This is a genomic window from Simplicispira psychrophila DSM 11588 (genome assembly GCF_000688255.1).
GTDB classification, from domain to species: domain Bacteria; phylum Pseudomonadota; class Gammaproteobacteria; order Burkholderiales; family Burkholderiaceae_C; genus Simplicispira; species Simplicispira psychrophila.
Genome location: NZ_JHYS01000003.1, coordinates 80,291 through 97,296, shown reverse-complemented (window position 1 = coordinate 97,296; position 17,006 = coordinate 80,291). Strand labels below are relative to the sequence as shown.

The following is a 17,006-nucleotide window of genomic DNA, read 5'->3' as shown; positions in this document are numbered from 1 at the left end:
TCAAGGACTGGGCGCGAGCGGCGCGGCTGGCGTGCGTCCTGTAGCGGCTTTGTCCGCCTGCGACCGCAAGACCTGCGCCTTGTGCTGCGCTGCCGCTGCGTTTTTTTCTTCTAGCCGCTGACGCGCTTTTGACGCCTGGGCTGCCTGACTGGATACCACTCCAGCTTGGCTGGCTTGGTGCGCCCTGCGCTTTTCCTGCTGCTGGCGAGCACGCTGCCGGGCTTGCTGATCCCGGTTCGCGGGATCCGAGCGGGTCGCTTTTTGCCCCTTTTCTGCTTCGGCGCGGATGGCATCTTTCATTGGTGATGTCGCTGGTGCTATCGGTGCCGCCCGCGCCGGTGCCGGTGCTGGTTGCGTGCTCTCGCGCTCGGCAATCGACTGTAGGCGCTGGGTGGCGCGCTCATGGCGCTCGGCCTGGTCCAGCACCGCCTCCTGCTGGCGCAGGCGGGCCTGTTCCTTGTGGACGCTTTGGCGCTCCTGGCGCAGGCAGTCTTCTACGGCAAAGCGCTGATAGCACGCAGTTTCTGCCTGCAGCAACCCTTTGCCAATAGCTTGGCGCTGGTGATGGATGCGCGTGCGTGCATCCAGATCGGCAGATTTTTCTGGCCTTGTCTGGGCGTGGACCCACCCTGCCCCACACAGCAGTAAGCCAACACAGCAGTGCAGCAGCTTCATGTCAACCCGGTATCCACCATGCGCCGCTCCAGCGCCAGGAATTCTTTTGACTGCATTTCGTTCAGGCGCGAGACCGTGCGCACAAACTCGTGCGCCAGCGGCCCTTCGGTATACAGCGCTTCTGGCGGCACAGCAGCGGACATGATGAGCTTGACGCGCCGGTCATACAGCACATCCACCAGCCAGGTAAAGCGCCGCGCTGGCGACGCCATGCTGACTGGCATATATGGCACGTTGGACAGCAGCACGGTATGAAACTGCTGCGCCAATTCAAGGTAGTCGTTTTGCGAGCGTGGCCCGCCACACAGTTGCCTGAAATCGAACCAGACGACGTCACCGGCCTTGCGCAAGGCCTGGATCTCACGCGCCTCAATGTGCAACAGCGGGTCTTCGTCGGGCACTGCAGCCAACTGCTCGAAAGCGTGTGTCATCTGCGCATCGGCCTCGGCGCCGAGCGGCATGTGGTACAGCTTGACCTGCTCTAGGGTACGACTGCGGTAGTCGGTGCCGTTGTCCACGTTGAGCACTTCCAGGCGCTCATTGAGCAGGGCAATGGCCGGCAAAATCCGGTCACGGTGCAAGCCATCCGGGTACAAATCGTCGGGTTTGAAGTTCGAGGTGGTGACAAAACCCACGCCGTTGTGAAACAAGGCCATCAGCAGGCGGTGCAAGATCATCGCATCGGTAATGTCGGCAACATGGAACTCATCAAAGCAGATCAGCTTGTAGCGCTTGGCCATGCGCGCGCCCAGCACATCGAGCGGATTCACCGTGCCCTGCAGACCGGCCAGTTCGCGGTGCACCTCGCGCATGAACTCATGAAAATGCAGACGCGCCTTGCGCTTGAGCGGCACCGCATTGAAAAAGCAGTCCATCAGAAAGCTCTTGCCGCGCCCCACGCCGCCATACATGTAGACACCGCGCGGAATGTCCGGGCGATTGATCAGCTTTTTCAAGGCACTGGAGCGGCGCGATTTGTACACCGTCCACTCATCTGCGCAGCGCTGCAATGCCTCGATGGCACGGCGCTGCGCCGGATCGCTTTGGTACCCTTTGGCCACCAGTTCGGCCTCATAGGCCCGGATAACAGAGTCAGACAGGGCAGCACCTCTTTACTGTTAATTCAATAGCTAATAGCGCTTACCCAGTAAGCGTTAGTAGCCTATTTGACCCTTAAACGGGCGATGCAAATCAGAAGTTCAGCGTGCGCTTGTCCACAGCGAGTGCCGCTTCCTTGGTGGCTTCCGACAGCGAAGGGTGGGCGTGGCAGATGCGTGCGATGTCTTCGGCGCTGGCCTTGAATTCCATGGCGACCACGGCTTCAGAAATCAGCTCGCTGACCATCGGGCCGACCATGTGTACACCCAGAATTTCGTCGGTGGTGGCATCGGCCAAGAACTTCACCATACCGGTGGTATCGCCCAGCGCACGTGCACGGCCATTGGCGAGGAACGGAAAGGTGCCGGCCTTGTACTTAACGCCATCGGCCTTGAGCTGCTGCTCGGTGCGGCCGACCCACGCGATTTCAGGGCTGGTGTAAATCACCCACGGCACGGTGTTGAAGTTGACATGGCCGTGTTGGCCGGCGATGCGCTCGGCCACCGCTACGCCTTCCTCTTCCGCTTTGTGCGCCAGCATCGGGCCACGCACCACGTCACCGACCGCCCACACGCCGGGCAGGTTGGTCTTGCACTCGGCGTCCACCACAATGGCGCCGCGCTCGTCCAGCTGCAGACCGACGGCTTCGGCGTTCAGGCCGATGGTGTTGGGTACGCGGCCAATGGAAACGATCAGCTTGTCCGCGTCCAGCGTGACGGCTTCGCCCTTGGCATTGGTGTAGGCGATGTTCACGCCCTTTTTGCCGGTCTTGATCTGGCCGACGGTGACGCCCAGCTCAATCTTCAAGCCCTGCTTGTCAAACGCCTTTTTGGCTTCTTTGGCAATCTGCTCGTCCACCGCGCCGAGGAAAGTTGGCAGGCCTTCCAGAATAGTCACGTCCGCACCCAGGCGGCGCCAGACTGAGCCCATTTCCAGGCCAATCACGCCCGAACCGATCAGCGCCAATTTCTTGGGCACGGCGCCGATGCGCAGCGCACCGTCGTTGGACAGCACACGCTCTTCATCAAACGGCGTGCCGGGCAACGCGCGGGCGTTGGAGCCGGTGGCAACGATGATTTGCTTGCCAGTCACGGTTTCGTTGGCTGCGCCAGTGATCTGGACTTCGTAGCCGCCTTCGACGGCTTTGGAGAACGCACCCCGGCCATGGAAAAAGCTGACCTTGTTCTTTTTGAGCAAGTACAAGATGCCATCGTTGTTTTGTTTCACCACGGCGTCTTTGCGCGCCACCATTTTGGCCACGTCCATCTTCACGCCGGTGGCGGTGATGCCGTGCTCGGCAAAGTGGTGGTTGGCATGGTCAAAGTGCTCAGACGACTGCAGCAGCGCTTTCGATGGAATGCAGCCGATGTTGGTGCAGGTGCCACCGGGTGCCGGGCCGCCCTTGTCGTTCTTCCACTCGTCAATACAGGCGACGCTAAAACCCAGTTGCGCCGCGCGGATGGCCGCGATATAGCCGCCAGGGCCAGCACCAATTACCACCACATCAAATTGCTTGCTCATACCAATACTTCCCTATCCAGTGTGAAAAAAACCCACCGGCGGGCGAGGCTCAAGGCCGGGCCACACGGGTGGGTCTGCAAAATTTCTTAAGAAAACACGCGCTTAAATGTCAAACAGCAGGCGCGCAGGGTCTTCCAGTGCATCCTTCATCGCGACCAAGCCCAACACGGCTTCGCGGCCATCGATGATGCGGTGGTCATACGACATAGCGAGGTAGTTCATGGGGCGGATGACGATTTGGCCGTTTTCCACCACCGCACGGTCTTTGGTCGCGTGGACGCCCAAAATGGCCGACTGAGGTGGGTTGATGATGGGGGTAGACATCATCGAGCCAAAGGTGCCACCGTTGCTGATGGAGAAGGTGCCGCCGGTCATTTCGTCCATGCCTAGCTTGCCTGCAGCGGCCTTAGCACCGAACTCGGCAATTTTCTTCTCGATGTCGGCAAAGCTCATCTGGTCGGCGTTGCGCAAAATGGGCACCACCAAACCGCGCGGGCTGCCCACAGCGATACCGATGTCAAAGTAGCCGTGGTAAACGATATCGGTACCGTCCACGCTGGCGTTGATGACTGGGAACTTCTTCAGCGCGTGCACTGCCGCTTTGACGAAGAAGCTCATAAAGCCGATCTTCACGCCGTGCTCTTTGCTGAAGCTGTCCTGGAACTTCTTGCGCATTTCCATCACGGGCGCCATGTTCACTTCGTTGAACGTGGTCAGGATGGCGTTGGTCGATTGCGACTGCAGCAGACGCTCGGCCACCCGTGCGCGCAGCCGGCTCATGGGCACGCGCTGCTCAGGACGGTCGCCCAAGTTCATGCTCGACGCAGGGGCTGCCACTTGTGGCAAAGACTTGGTCGGAACGCCCGTCGGGATTGCGCTGGCAGCTACTGGTTTTGCAGCACCGCCAGCCACAGCACCCAAGACATCGCCCTTGGTGACGCGGCCATCTTTGCCGCTACCGGCGACAGTCGAAGCCGACAGATTGTTTTCTGACAGCAGCTTGGCAGCGGCGGGCATCGCCACGCCAGCCTTGGAGCCACCGGTGGCAGCAGGCGCAACAGGCGCTGCTGCCACTGGAGCCGCCGCTGCGGCTGCAGGCGCAGCGGCAGGCGCCGCAGCACCGGCGACGCCTGCCGAGTCAATGCGTGCAATGACCTGACCTGACACCACCGTGGCGCCGTCACCTTGAACGATTTCAACGAGCACGCCAGCGGAGGGCGCAGGAACTTCCAGCACCACTTTGTCGGTTTCGATTTCGATCAGGATTTCGTCGATGGCGACGGCTTCACCGGCCTTTTTCTTCCATGTCAGCATCGAGGCCTCGGCAATGGACTCGGACAACTCGGGGACTTTGACTTCTACGATAGCCATATTGATTTCTTTCGGGAGGGGTTCTGTTCTAGTGTCGGTTCGCCGGCCTTACTTGGTCAGGACAAAACCCTTGAGTTTGCCGAAGGCGCCTTCAATCAACGCCTTTTGCTGTTCCTGGTGCAGGTGCGAATAACCCACGGCAGGCGAAGCGGATGCCGCGCGGCCGGAGTAACCGAGCTTTTGGCCATCGCGCATGTTCTCGTGGATGTAATGCTGCACGAAGAACCAGGCGCCCTGGTTTTGCGGCTCGTCCTGGCACCACACCACTTCATTGGCGTTGGGGTAGCGCTTGATTTCAGCGGCAAAGGCCTTGTGCGGGAACGGATAGAGCTGCTCGGCGCGAATGATGGCGACGCTGTTGTCGGCGTTCTCGGTGCGCTTTTTCACCAGGTCGTAATACACCTTGCCGGAGCAGACCACGATACGCTTGACCTTGGCGGCGTTGCGCACCACGTCCTGGTTCTGCTCTGGAATGATGGTCTGGAAGCCACCCTTGGTGAACTCGGACAGGGGCGACGCTGCATCCTTGTTGCGCAGCAGCGACTTGGGCGTCATGATGATCAGCGGCTTGCGCAAATTGCGCACCATCTGACGACGCAAGATGTGAAAGATCTGGCTGGCCGTGGTCGGCTGCACCACTTGCATGTTCGCATCGGCCGACAGCTGCATGAAGCGCTCCAAGCGCGCCGAGCTGTGCTCAGGGCCCTGGCCTTCGTAGCCATGCGGCAGCATCAGCGTGATGCCGTTGACGCGTCCCCACTTGACTTCACCCGAAGCGATGAACTGGTCGATCACGACCTGTGCACCATTGGCAAAGTCACCAAACTGCGCTTCCCAGATCACCAGTGTGTTCGGGTCGTTAGAGGCGTAGCCGTATTCAAAGGCCAGCACCGCTTCTTCGGACAGGATAGAGTCGATAACGACAAACGGCGCTTGGCTCTCGGCGACGTTCTGCAACGGAATATAGGTACCGATGTCCCATTTTTCGCGCTTCTGGTCATGGATGACTGAGTGGCGGTGCGTGAAGGTGCCCCGACCGCAGTCTTCGCCCGACAGACGCACCGGGAAGCCACTAGCCACCAGCGAAGCAAAAGCCATGTGTTCGCCCATGCCCCAGTCCACGGGAACATCGCCACGGCCCATGGCAGCGCGGTCGTCATACACCTTTTTCACCAATTGGTGCGGCGTGACGCTGTCAGGAATGGTGGTGATCTTCTCGGCCAAGCGCTTCCATTCGCTCAGTGGAATGGCGGTGTCACCGGCATCCGTCCACTTGTTGCCCAGGAAAGGGGTCCAATCGACGGCATATTTGCTCTTGAAGTTGGTCAGCACCGGATCGACCGTGTGCTTGCCGGCATCCATGGCGGCGCGGTAAGCCTTGACCATATCGTCGCCCAGCGTCTCACCCAGGCCTTGCGCGGCCAGCTTGTCGGCATACAGCTTGCGCGTGCCGGGGTGGGCGCCAATTTTCTTGTACATCAGCGGCTGCGTCAGCGCGGGCGTGTCCTGCTCGTTGTGGCCCAGCTTGCGGAAGCAGATGATGTCCACCACGATGTCCTTGCGGAATTCCATGCGGAACTCGAGCGCCAACTGCATAGCCAGCGCCACGGTTTCTGGATCATCCGCGTTGACGTGCAGCACCGGGGACTCGATCATCTTGACCACATCGGTGCAGTACAGCGTGGAACGGCTGTCGCGCGGATCCGAGGTGGTGAAACCAATCTGGTTGTTGATGATGATGTGCACCGTGCCGCCCGTGGAATAACCACGGGTCTGGGCCAGTGCCAGCGTTTCCTGATTGACACCCTGACCAGCAAAAGCCGCGTCGCCATGCACCAGCAAAGGCAGCACCTGCTTGCCATGCGGGTCGCCGCGGCGGTCCATACGGGCGCGCACCGAGCCTTCAACCACTGGGTTGACAATTTCAAGGTGCGAGGGGTTGAAGGCCAGAGTCAGGTGCACCGGGCCGCCGGCCGTGGAGACATCCGAACTGAAACCTTGGTGGTATTTGACGTCGCCCGATGGCAGGTCTTCGGGGGCGGTGTGATCGAACTCGGCAAACAGGTCTTTGGGCATTTTGCCCAGGGAGTTGACGAGAACGTTCAAGCGACCACGGTGGGCCATGCCGATGACGATTTCTTGTACGCCCGTGAGACCAGCGGATTGGATCAGCGCATCCATGGCGACGATGAAGCTTTCACCGCCCTCCAGCGAGAAACGCTTTTGCCCGACGTATTTGGTATGCAGGAAGCGCTCCAGACCCTCGGCAGCCGTCAGGCGATCGAGGATGTGCTTTTTCTGCTCGGCGTTGTAAACCGGCTTGGAGCGGATGGTTTCGAGCTTTTGTTGCCACCAGCGCTTTTGGTTCTGGTCGGTGGCATACATGTACTCGGCGCCCAAGGTGCCGCAATAGGTCTCGCGCAGTGCATTCATCAACTCGCGCAGTGGCATCGCCTCTTTGCCAAAGAACGTGTTGCTGGTGTTGAATACGGTTTCCTGATCGGCATCGCTGAAACCGTAGAACGAGAGTTCCAGTTCCGGGATGGCCGGGCGCTCGGTGCGCTTGAGCGGATCGAGGTCGGCCCAGCGCTGTCCCACGTTACGGTAGGCAGCAATCAGCTGCTGCACTGCGGTGCGCTTGCGGCCCATTTCAGCATCTACACTGGCGACAACGACCTGGGTCCCACCTTGTTTGGCGCGCTCGGCGAAAGCGCTGATGACGGGCAGGTGGGGCACGTCTTTGGCGTCGCTGCCATCGGCGGCAGGCACATGCTGCAATGCATCAAAATAATCGCGCCAAGTATCTGGAACGCTGCCTGGATTTTCCAGGTAGTTCTCATACATCTCTTCGACATACGGCGCATTGCCGCCAAAGAGATAGGTGTTGCCTTGATAGGCTTGATAGACGGACGTTGTCTCGCTCATATACCGCTGACCTCCGCTTTCCTCTGGAAAGCATTAGCTGGTTTAGAAACCTTCCGCGGCACGGCTGAACCGGTTGGCGGATGCGACTGTGGCTGGGAAGGGCCTGTTACGGGCGCAATTGTGCCATTGAACACAGGCCCGAACGCTACAAAATCTCTTTTTTACCTGAACCCGCCAAATAACTGACATCATAAAAAATAGCCTGATTGTCGTACATTGACACCATTTTTGTCACCCTACACCATGATGTCCTCTTCACTCCAAAGTAAAGTTTTTTTATGGCTTTTGGTGGCAGTCTCCCTGGCTTTTGCTGCCATTTTGTGGCCGTTTTATGAGGCGATTTTTTGGGGCGTCACACTGGCCATCATTTTTTCGCCACTGCACAAAATCTTGCTGCGCCGAATGCCGTTGCATCCCAATCTGGCCGCCCTCGCCACCTTGAGCTTGTGTCTCGTGGTCGCCATTTTGCCGATGGTATTGCTGGGTATTTCGTTGGCTCAGGAGGCCAGCCATATTTACGATCGGCTGCGCACGGGCCAACTTGACATCGGGAGCTATTTTCAGCAAATCGTTGCAGCGATGCCTTCGTGGACGGTGGGCCTGCTTGATCGCCTGGGGTTGTCCAGCGTTACGGAACTGCAGCAAAAACTCTCTTCGATTGCAGTGCAAGGCAGCCAGTTCGTTGCCACCCGGGCCCTCAATATTGGTCAGAACACCTTCCAGTTTGTGATCGGCTTCGGCATCATGCTGTATTTGCTGTTTTTCTTGCTGCGCGACGGTTCGGCATTGGCCCAGCGCATCCGTGATGCCATTCCTCTGGAAGACCACCACAAGCGCAATCTCAGCCACAAATTCACCACGGTCACTCGCGCTACCGTCAAAGGCAATATCGTGGTGGCGGCGACGCAAGGCATGCTGGGCGGGTTTATTTTTTGGGCGCTCAGCATCCAGGGACCAGTGCTGTGGGGGGTATTGATGGCCTTCCTGTCGCTGCTGCCCGCCATTGGTGCCGGCTTGATATGGATACCAGTGGCGATTTATTTTTTTGCTACCGGTGCCATCTGGCAAGCGGTCACGCTGACCGTTTTTGGCGTCGGCGTCATCGGCTTGGTCGACAACGTTCTGCGGCCGATTCTGGTCGGCAAAGACACCAAGATGCCAGATTACGTGGTGCTGATTTCAACACTCGGCGGCATGTCTATTTTTGGCTTGACCGGTTTTGTGATCGGCCCCGTCATAGCGGCCCTGTTTATCGCCACCTGGGATCTTTTCGCCTCAGAAAAACCCTTCCATCCCAACGCAAAAACGCGAAGAGACAAGCAGAATCTTTGATTCTTGGCACAGCACAAACACTCTCTTTTTAATAGCTGCAAGCGCTTTAACAGCAAGCATTACGGGCATATTTGATGCTAAATAGATGCTATGGTGGCCAGGGCTGGGGTTTGCGGCTTGCCGGGCGACGATCTGGGCGGCTTTATATTTTCAACAGACTTCCAGCGGACGCCCCTTGTTCTGACACTTGCCATACGCAGACGCAATTGCGCCCGGCATTTTTGGCGGCATACAGTGCTTCGTCGGCACAACTGAGTGCCCGGGTAGCGTCGCTGCCTTCGAGCACCACCAGGCCCATGCTGATGGTGACAGCAATGCTGCCGGCAGACGTGATAGCCGGGGTGTCAGCCAGGGATTGGCGAATGCGGTTGGCCAGCGTCAGACCATCCGCCAGGCTGATGCGATAGAGCAAGACAGTGAACTCTTCCCCTCCAATGCGTCCGGCAGAGTCGTTTTGGCGCAGTCCCTGGCGCATCATTTGGGCCACATGCTGTAGCACGACATCCCCCACCAGATGCCCATAGGTGTCATTCACCCGTTTGAAATGGTCAATGTCGGCCATCAGCAAAATACCCCGCTGCGCCGGGTGTTTGCGAACATCCACCAAGGCATCCTCCAGTGCGGCCATGAAGCTGCGCCGATTCGGTAAGCCAGTGAGCATGTCCGTAGATGCCAGGGTGACCAGCGCTTCTTCGCGCTGGCAGCGCTCGGAAATGTCGTGTACCAGCCAGACGCGACCCAGTTCCTGTTCGCCGCGGGTGATGGGCACCCAGTTGATTTCCAGAACGCGGCCACTGAGACTGTGGACCTCGGTGGTGCGGCGTTTTTCGCTTTCCAGCGCGCCACTGGGCACGTGCAGCCATGACGCACGCAAATCGCCCAGACGCAGGCACAGTTGGCTGTGGTGCATTCCCTGCAAGCTACCGGGCGTCTCTGTCAGATCGAAAAAATCGCACATGTTCTGGTTGATCATGGCCACGACGCCGACAGCATCCTGCATCAGTACCCCCCCGGGAAAGCGGTGCAACAGTGTCGTCAAGCGCAGATGCTCAGTGGCCAGGGCTTCCTCCGAGGCATTTTTTTGCGAGATATCGATCAGCGTCCAGACACCATCACTGTCCATGTCTTCCGGGTCGCGCAGTACGGCATGGATGTCAAACCAGCGTGCCGGGACCTGTCCGGTGCGCAATTTGTATTCAAAGCGCACCTCGCCATGCAATCGCAGCGTCCGGACATAAGGCCCCAGGCCGCGCAGGTGCGCACCGCTCAAAGACACGGCATTCTGGCTCCGCGGATCCGGATAGATGCCCAATTCTGCAAAAATCTCCAATGCACGCTCGTTGGCATACACCAGCCGATGGTCTTTACTCACCATGGCTATACCGGCCGTACTTTGGTCCAGTACGGCACGGCGCAACTGGCTTTCGGCCACGCTGGAGCTGATGTCGGAGAGGGTGCCGATCATGCGTACGGGCAAATCATTTTCGCCCCAGGCGACCACCCGGCCCCGCGCCTCGACCCACAGCCAGTCGCACTTGGCGGTGCGCATCCGGTACTGGGCCGAGGCCACTTGGTCGCGGTGACCGTGCAACTGCGCCTGCCATTCGCTTTGGATACGCTCGCGGTCAAGCGGATGCAGCCTCTCGATCCACTGCGCGTAATTCAATGGACCCAGCGGCTCGGCATAGCCCAGCATTTCGCTGATGCGCAGATCCCACTGCACAGCGCCACTGTCCACGTCCCAGCCCCACAGACCATCGCGCACCGCCTGCAGGGTGCTGCGCAGGTGTTCTTCGCTGAGTTTGAGCTTTTCAGCCGCTTCATGGTCGAGGGTGATGTCGTTGGCGTAGCCGTACCAGTGAAGGCAGCCTTCAGCCACGCGCTCGGGCCGGGCCTGCGCCAATACCCAGCGGACCGAACCGTCCTGTTGCAACACACGAAACTCGTCGCTCCAGCCCGTCACTTGCAGCTCTGACGCACGCGCGCCCTCAGTGATGCGCTCGATATCGGCTGGGTGGATGCGGGCAAATACCTTGTGCGCCGACACCAGCGCCTCTTCAGGCGTCACGCCAAACAGCGTCAGCAGCCCCGGGCTGGCGTAGGGAAAGCAATCCGTCTTGTCGACGCGGCGCAGGTATTGATAGACCACGCCGGGCACCTGTGCCATGAGTTTAGTGATGCGCTCGTGGTACACCTGCTCGGCCGCTTCAGCCAGCTTGTGCACGGTAATGTCCATCGTCGTACCCACCATGCGCTGGGGCGCACTATTAGCGTGCCGCTCGACCACCCGACCCCGATCGAGCACCCACACCCAATGGCCGCTGCGGTGGCGCCGACGATAGCGGGCTTCATATTGCTCCGTCTGGCCTCTGAAATGCGTTTTCAATGCCGACTTCACCTGCGCCAGCTCGTCCGGGTGGATGCTTTCGCTCAAAACAAAAAAATCCAGCACGATGGCAGTTTGCCCATAGCCAAACATTGAGGCCCAACGCTGACTGCAATCGACCATGCGGGTATCGCTGTGGTAGTCCCAAGAACCCAGGTCGCCACCGCGCAAGGCCAATTCAAAACGCTCGCCACTGACAGCCAGTGCAACGGACTGGGCGCGCTGCTTGAGCCACAGCCAGGTAATCCAGGCGGCCGCCAGCAACAACAACACACTGCCCAGCAGATTGTGCAGATGGCTTTTTCGCACCAGGCTGTCCATCTCGGCCAGTGCCTTGACTTTACCCAGGCCGACGTTGACCAGCACCGGGTAATCGGCAGCACGGTGCCAAGCGTAATAACGCTCTATGCCATCGATGGGCGGGGTGGCCTGGTAGGCACCGCTCTGCTCATGTGGCAAATGCAAAAACTCCCACCACAGCGGCACCGCCTTGCCCAACACGTTGTTCAAACCGTGCGACCGAGCCAGATAAAAGCCATCATTCATCAGCAAAATGGCCACATCCTGCACGTCTGCCGCATTCGAAAAAATATCACTCAAGGAACGTGACAAATACTCGGCAGGCACAGACAGGACGATCACGCCGGCCAGTTTTCCGTCGGTCATCAATGGCGCTGAAAACTGTACCATCCATTGTTGCGACAGCCGACCCAGCAAGGGCTGGCTGATGAACAAATGCGGTGCAACACCGCCCAGGTGGGCCTGAAAATGGGCACGATCGGCAATCGAGACGCGCGTGATTTCGGCCAGAGACAGGGGCACCTGGGATGCAAGACTCGAAAAAACGATCTCTCCCTGCGCATTGGCTACCGACACCTGCGTCAAGGCTCCCTCAGGCAGCACCGTCTTCGCTACCCCGACGGCTTGCTGCACCACCACGGTGTTCTTGTTCAACCACAGCTCACCCAGGTTGCGGGAAATGTAGTCAATCGTCTTGAGCAACGTGCCCACCTGCAGCGACAAAGCGTGGGCGGTCTGGGCCGCACGTTGCCGGGTCTGCATCTGCACGTGATCCCGTTGCGCCTGGTGCGATGCCAGCAACAGCGCCCAATAAGCCGCCAAGGCGCACAGCAGTACCAACCAGATCCCCCCTACCAGCAGGTTCTTACGCAGCACCGCCAAGACGCTCTTTTTAAGCGCCAAATCCTGGCTGGGTGCAGAGAAAAAAACCATGGTGTGAGGATGAAATCAGTAATTGAACCAATGCTTGGAAAGAGCGTTCATTTCAGGCTTCAATCCGAAGCCGAAAAATTGGAACATATTGTTTCAAAAGCATATTGACAATTTGCAGCCTTTCTTTGTTTTGCCTAGTCATGCACACAAATAACGGCGCAGCGCCGCTAGTCAGACAAAGTCGGCAGACCGCACGGCAGGCCCACGCTTGCACTTTGCATAGACTAAAAAATACCAAACAACGATAAGGAGTTACGAGTTGTCCGGTTTCCTATAGCCGCTGTCAAGACATGTTGAGTTCTTTACAGGTTGAGCCCTTGATGGCACAGCCTCAGCGCAAGAAGATGGATACACCATGGTCGATTGCCAAAGTTGTCAAGAAACAGTCACGCCCCGCCTCTGGCGACGACTTCGTGGTACAGAGCCTGTCAAGCGGGTTAAACGCTGTCGGTTGCTTCACCCCTCTCCCTCCAAAGGATGCTCCCATGAACCATGCCAAGCCCCGTTTCAGTAAAACCCCATCCAGCACACACCAGCCATCGCACCAACAAGAAAATTTACTCCATTCGCAAGGCCCATCCCATCTACTGGAAGTACCAATGCATCCACAGTCCGCCAGCGCTCCCGGCTCTGCCTCGGCTCTACAACAGACAACCGAAAAATCGACCTCTGGCGCCTTGCCGTGGAGCCATTTGGCCGACTTGCAGCGCCAGCAACTCGCCTTGGCCACCGAATGCGCAAGCGCCGTATTTCGCGGGGTTGAATCCATGCGAAAAATCCAGCAGGAGGCAGCGCACCAGGCGTCGGCACACCATGCCACTGCCACGCAGCAATTGCGCAGCCCCGAACCAACGGCCGATTTGATGGCCCTGCTGTCAACCCCCCTGCGCGTGGATATGGAAGGAGTTCAAAAATACTGGAACCAACTGGCAGCCGCCACCTTCCAGGCGCAAGCCGAAATGATGAACAGCATCTGCCACATGTTCAACAACGAAAACCGTTCCAGTGTCAGTTCAATCCAGGAAGTGGTTCAGGCGACCATGCCACCGCTGGCGAGCAGTTTCTTTGTTGACGGGGCGCACGAACACCCCCACCAGCCCTGAAACAACCAGCACGCAAACGCTATTTATAAAATAGCATGAAGCGCTTATATCTAAAAGGTTATAGGCATATTTGATAGGTATTTTTGTTCGAAGCCTTGGTGACATCAAAGCGGGGTCTTGGAACCGGGTCACGTTTCTTGAAGAAGTTTTGGCTGCTCTGCTGCAGTTCGCAGGCGTTGCGCGGTGCGCTCTACCAGGGCAGTGCGACGGGCATCAGCGCTGGCTTGGCTGCCGGGTACCATCTCCCATTGCGAATAGCTGCGTGCGGCTGCCAGACTGGCGACCAGCCCATGCAGGCTGGCGTTGTCGCCTTCTTCGGCCGGGGCTGATGCCACCTGTACTTTGGCCCACGCCGCATGGCCACGCTGCTCCAGTGCGGCCAACAGCCTGACCATGCTGCCCGCCAACGCCAACAGCACCTCATTTTCCAAGGTCAGTTCTTCAATGCCGCGCACGCGGTTGGCGATTTTGCGCGGCACCTGGCTCCAGCCCTGGCTGGCCAGTCCCCCCACGGCAGCGCCGAGCGCTGTCGCGGCGCCCAGCGACAGCCCGGCCAGCGCCACATCGGCCATCAAACCCACCGCCGCGCCCACGGCGGCACCGGTGCCCAGCTTCTGGCTGGCGTCTTTGAGAGTTTGAGCGCTGAACAGGTCGGCCTCCCAGCGCCCATCGGCCCACGGTGCCAAATCGACTTCAGCATCGCCGGCACGAAAGCCATACACCGCCAGCAGGTCTTGCACGCACGCCGCCACTTGGGCAGCCAGGTCTTTTTTGAAGTGGCGCAGCAGCGCTGCCTTGCGCGCCGGCTCAGCCAGATCGGCAGGCGAAATAGCACGGCGCATGGCGGCAGCGCTGACCAGCAAACTAGCGACCAGCTGACTGGCGGCGCGGCGGCGCTCCAAGCCTTGCCAGTCCAAGTGCTCCATGATGTCCTGCAGCTGGGGCCGGCGCTCGCGCAGCAGCACGCCCAGATCTTCATACAACTGGCGCTCGGCACCCATGAAAGGTGCTACGGCATCGAACTGCACGCAGGTATGCAGGTGATAGGCGGTCAGGGTGTCGCGCCATGCTTGTGCATGACTGACAGCGCCTTGGCTGAAGTTCAGCACCGGCATCACCGGCTTGGCGCAGGCCGACAAAATTTCAATCTCATAGCGGTATTTGGGCAGCACCGCTTCGCGGCAGTCGATGACGTAGATGGCGGCATCACATTCCAGCAATTTGCGCAGCACCTTGGCCTCTTGTTCGAACGCCGCCTGCGCCTCGGGGCCACGCAAAAAAGCGCGCACGCGCTCCACCGGCGTGGCCTCGGGCGCCAGCATTTTCAGGTATTGCAGCAGCGCGGCAGAGTCTTCCAGGCCCGGCGTGTCGTGGTAGCGCACGGCACTGGCGCCATCGATTTTCAGCTCGATGCTTTCCACATGGCGCGTAGTGCCGGGGCGGTCCGACACCACACCAAAATCACGCTGGCGTACCAACGTGCGCAGCAGCGAGGTCTTGCCGACATTGGTATGTCCCACCACGGCAATGTCAATCGGTATGGCCATGGTGTTTTTCAGCCCAGGCTTGGGCTTCGGTGAGGTGGTGCACACGGGCCAGTTGCGGCCAGTCCAGGGCGTCGAGCCAATCGTGCCAGCGCGGGGGCGGCGTGGCACTGTCCAGCCACAACGCACAGTGCTCGGCATGGCGGCAGGCGTCGCGCAAAAACCGCTCCGTGCCCCGGTCCGAGGTGGTGGCGGCGTTGCATACCAGCACCAGCGCCTGCGGGCGCAGTTGCGCCAGGGCGGCCAGCACAGTGCTGCGCTCTTCGATGCTGCCGGCAATGCGCTCGATCAGCGCAGCCGGCTCGGCCAGCAGCTGCGGCGGCCAGTCGGGTGCCTGTGCCAACTCAAATCCCACCACCGCCCACACCGGCTGGTAGGTTCCGGCAGGCAGTACCGGTGTAGGCGCAGAACGGGGCTGGGCGTGCTCCAGATCTGTAATGCAGGACGGCTGCAAAGCATCAAAACGCGCCAGCAACTGCCTGAAATAGGGGTCAGCCGTGTCCAGTGCAAGACGGCCTTTGCGCCGCTGCCATACCGCTGCACACAGAGCCGCGCACAACAGGCGCGGCAGCAAGCCATACACCAGCACGCAGCCCATCAGCCACAGCGCACCAGTGCGGGCCGGGATGGTCAGTGGCCCCGGGACGGCATAGGCACTGAGGGAAGCCAGGCCTTCCGGCACGGCAAAACCCAGCCAGCGCGGCAACCAGCCGGTGGCCTGCACAAAGGTCTCAAAAAATGCCGGACTGAGGATGGTGCTCTCCCAGGTCAGCTGGTATTGGCGAAAGGCAAAAGCCAGCAGCAGCCCCAGCAACACCAGTACAAACGAGGCCGTCCAGACCAAGTGGCTGACCAGCCCGAACGCCCACGGCGCCAGGCGCGACGAACGCAGCAACTGGTTCGCCGCCGCCACCAGCGCCAGCGCATGGGGGCGCTGCGCCAGCGGCCAGCGCGCCAGCAACTGCAGCAGCAGCCGGCCCAGCGACAGGCGGGTACCGGCGCCCGGCAGCTGCCCTACCAGCAGCAGTCCTGCCAGCCACAGCAACAAGGTCAGCGCGTGCACGCCCAGCGCCGCAACGAAGGCACTGCCGGCATTGATGGTGCGCGCGTCGCTCAGCATGGCAAACACGATGCCATTGGCCAGCAGCAGCACGGCCACGGTCAAAGCCGCCCCCAGCAGCCAGGACGCGTCACGCCAATGGGCCAGCTGCACCTCCAGCCCCAGACGCTGGCCCAGCAGCCAAGCGCGCTCGCCCAGGCGCTCTTGCGGGTTGGCGTGCAGGCGCACGGCCTCGGCCATCGCATGGGCGTCGTCCAGCGGCCCGGTGCGCTCGATCTCGCGCACGGCCAGCGCCATCCAGACCTGGGTCAACGCTGTTTTGGCGACGGCGGCAGTCACAACGCACCTTTAGCAGGACAAAAGAAAGACATATGAGCGAACGGTGCAAGTGCCATGAAAAAAGTGTTGCATGGGTTGCAAGGCGCTGCTGTCTGACAGACACAACGGCCGCTGGATGCTCTGATGACAGCTATCCACTGCCCTGTCGTCCGCGCGCCAGCGACTGATCCAAGGCACCGACCGCGTCCACTGTGTATTGACAGGAGATTTCGCCATGAAACGCCGTACCCTTCCTCCGAGAAAAACACACCCTGCGCGCGCGCTGGCTGCTTTTGCGGCGACGGTAGCCTTGGCAGTCATGGCCACCGTGCTGCTCATGTTGCCCGACACCACAGCAAATTCTGCCGATGCGCTGACACGCGTTCTCAGCGATTTTGAACCTTGGTTTGCCGGCGGCATTTTTAACTGACTGCAGTGGC

General features: G+C 59.8%; 11 protein-coding genes. 3 read left to right on the top strand and 8 right to left on the bottom strand.

Annotated features, from left to right (window positions below):
- The 5 genes from Q390_RS17480 to Q390_RS0104285 all read right to left on the bottom strand — a co-directional run bounded on the left by Q390_RS17480 (window position 1) and on the right by Q390_RS0104285 (window position 7,590).
- Window positions 1-675, bottom strand: coding sequence for a hypothetical protein (locus Q390_RS17480; RefSeq protein ID WP_051603025.1), 675 nt, complete (start codon window positions 673-675; stop codon window positions 1-3).
- Entirely contained in the window at window positions 672-1,775 is a 1,104-nt protein-coding gene (gene zapE, locus Q390_RS0104300; protein ID WP_027994963.1) for a cell division protein ZapE, read from the bottom strand. The genes Q390_RS17480 and zapE overlap by 4 nt, the downstream gene beginning before the upstream one ends.
- 91 nt (window positions 1,776-1,866) lie before the next feature.
- The gene (lpdA, locus tag Q390_RS0104295) at window positions 1,867-3,294 is read right to left on the bottom strand and encodes a dihydrolipoyl dehydrogenase (protein WP_027994962.1); all 1,428 of its coding nucleotides are present in this window, start codon (window positions 3,292-3,294) and stop codon (window positions 1,867-1,869) included.
- A gap of 102 nt (window positions 3,295-3,396) precedes the next feature.
- Entirely contained in the window at window positions 3,397-4,665 is a 1,269-nt protein-coding gene (gene odhB, locus Q390_RS0104290; protein ID WP_027994961.1) for a 2-oxoglutarate dehydrogenase complex dihydrolipoyllysine-residue succinyltransferase, read from the bottom strand.
- A 48-nt stretch (window positions 4,666-4,713) separates the two neighbouring features.
- Complete coding sequence (locus tag Q390_RS0104285; protein WP_027994960.1) at window positions 4,714-7,590, bottom strand: 2-oxoglutarate dehydrogenase E1 component; 2,877 nt, start codon at window positions 7,588-7,590, stop codon at window positions 4,714-4,716.
- A gap of 243 nt (window positions 7,591-7,833) precedes the next feature.
- Between Q390_RS0104285 and Q390_RS0104280 the strand changes: the two genes are divergently transcribed.
- Window positions 7,834-8,922: an AI-2E family transporter gene (locus Q390_RS0104280; protein ID WP_027994959.1), complete on the top strand. Its 1,089-nt coding sequence runs from the start codon at window positions 7,834-7,836 to the stop codon at window positions 8,920-8,922.
- A 142-nt stretch (window positions 8,923-9,064) separates the two neighbouring features.
- On the opposite strand, the gene Q390_RS0104275 is transcribed toward Q390_RS0104280, so the two are convergent.
- Window positions 9,065-12,541, bottom strand: coding sequence for a PAS domain-containing protein (locus Q390_RS0104275; protein ID WP_027994958.1), 3,477 nt, complete (start codon window positions 12,539-12,541; stop codon window positions 9,065-9,067).
- A gap of 599 nt (window positions 12,542-13,140) precedes the next feature.
- Between Q390_RS0104275 and Q390_RS20100 the strand changes: the two genes are divergently transcribed.
- Entirely contained in the window at window positions 13,141-13,644 is a 504-nt protein-coding gene (locus Q390_RS20100) for a phasin family protein (RefSeq protein ID WP_037472164.1), read from the top strand.
- A 128-nt stretch (window positions 13,645-13,772) separates the two neighbouring features.
- Here Q390_RS20100 and Q390_RS17475 read toward each other — a convergent pair whose 3' ends face one another.
- Together Q390_RS17475 and Q390_RS17470 are read right to left on the bottom strand one after the other, a co-directional pair.
- Window positions 13,773-15,191, bottom strand: coding sequence for a GTPase/DUF3482 domain-containing protein (locus Q390_RS17475; RefSeq protein ID WP_037472162.1), 1,419 nt, complete (start codon window positions 15,189-15,191; stop codon window positions 13,773-13,775).
- Window positions 15,175-16,587: a DUF2868 domain-containing protein gene (locus Q390_RS17470; RefSeq protein ID WP_051603024.1), complete on the bottom strand. Its 1,413-nt coding sequence runs from the start codon at window positions 16,585-16,587 to the stop codon at window positions 15,175-15,177. The genes Q390_RS17475 and Q390_RS17470 overlap by 17 nt, the downstream gene beginning before the upstream one ends.
- 214 nt (window positions 16,588-16,801) lie before the next feature.
- On the opposite strand from Q390_RS17470, the gene Q390_RS19860 reads away from it, so the two are divergent.
- Window positions 16,802-16,996, top strand: coding sequence for a hypothetical protein (locus Q390_RS19860; protein WP_156949824.1), 195 nt, complete (start codon window positions 16,802-16,804; stop codon window positions 16,994-16,996).
- The last annotated feature ends 10 nt before the right edge of the window (window positions 16,997-17,006 follow it).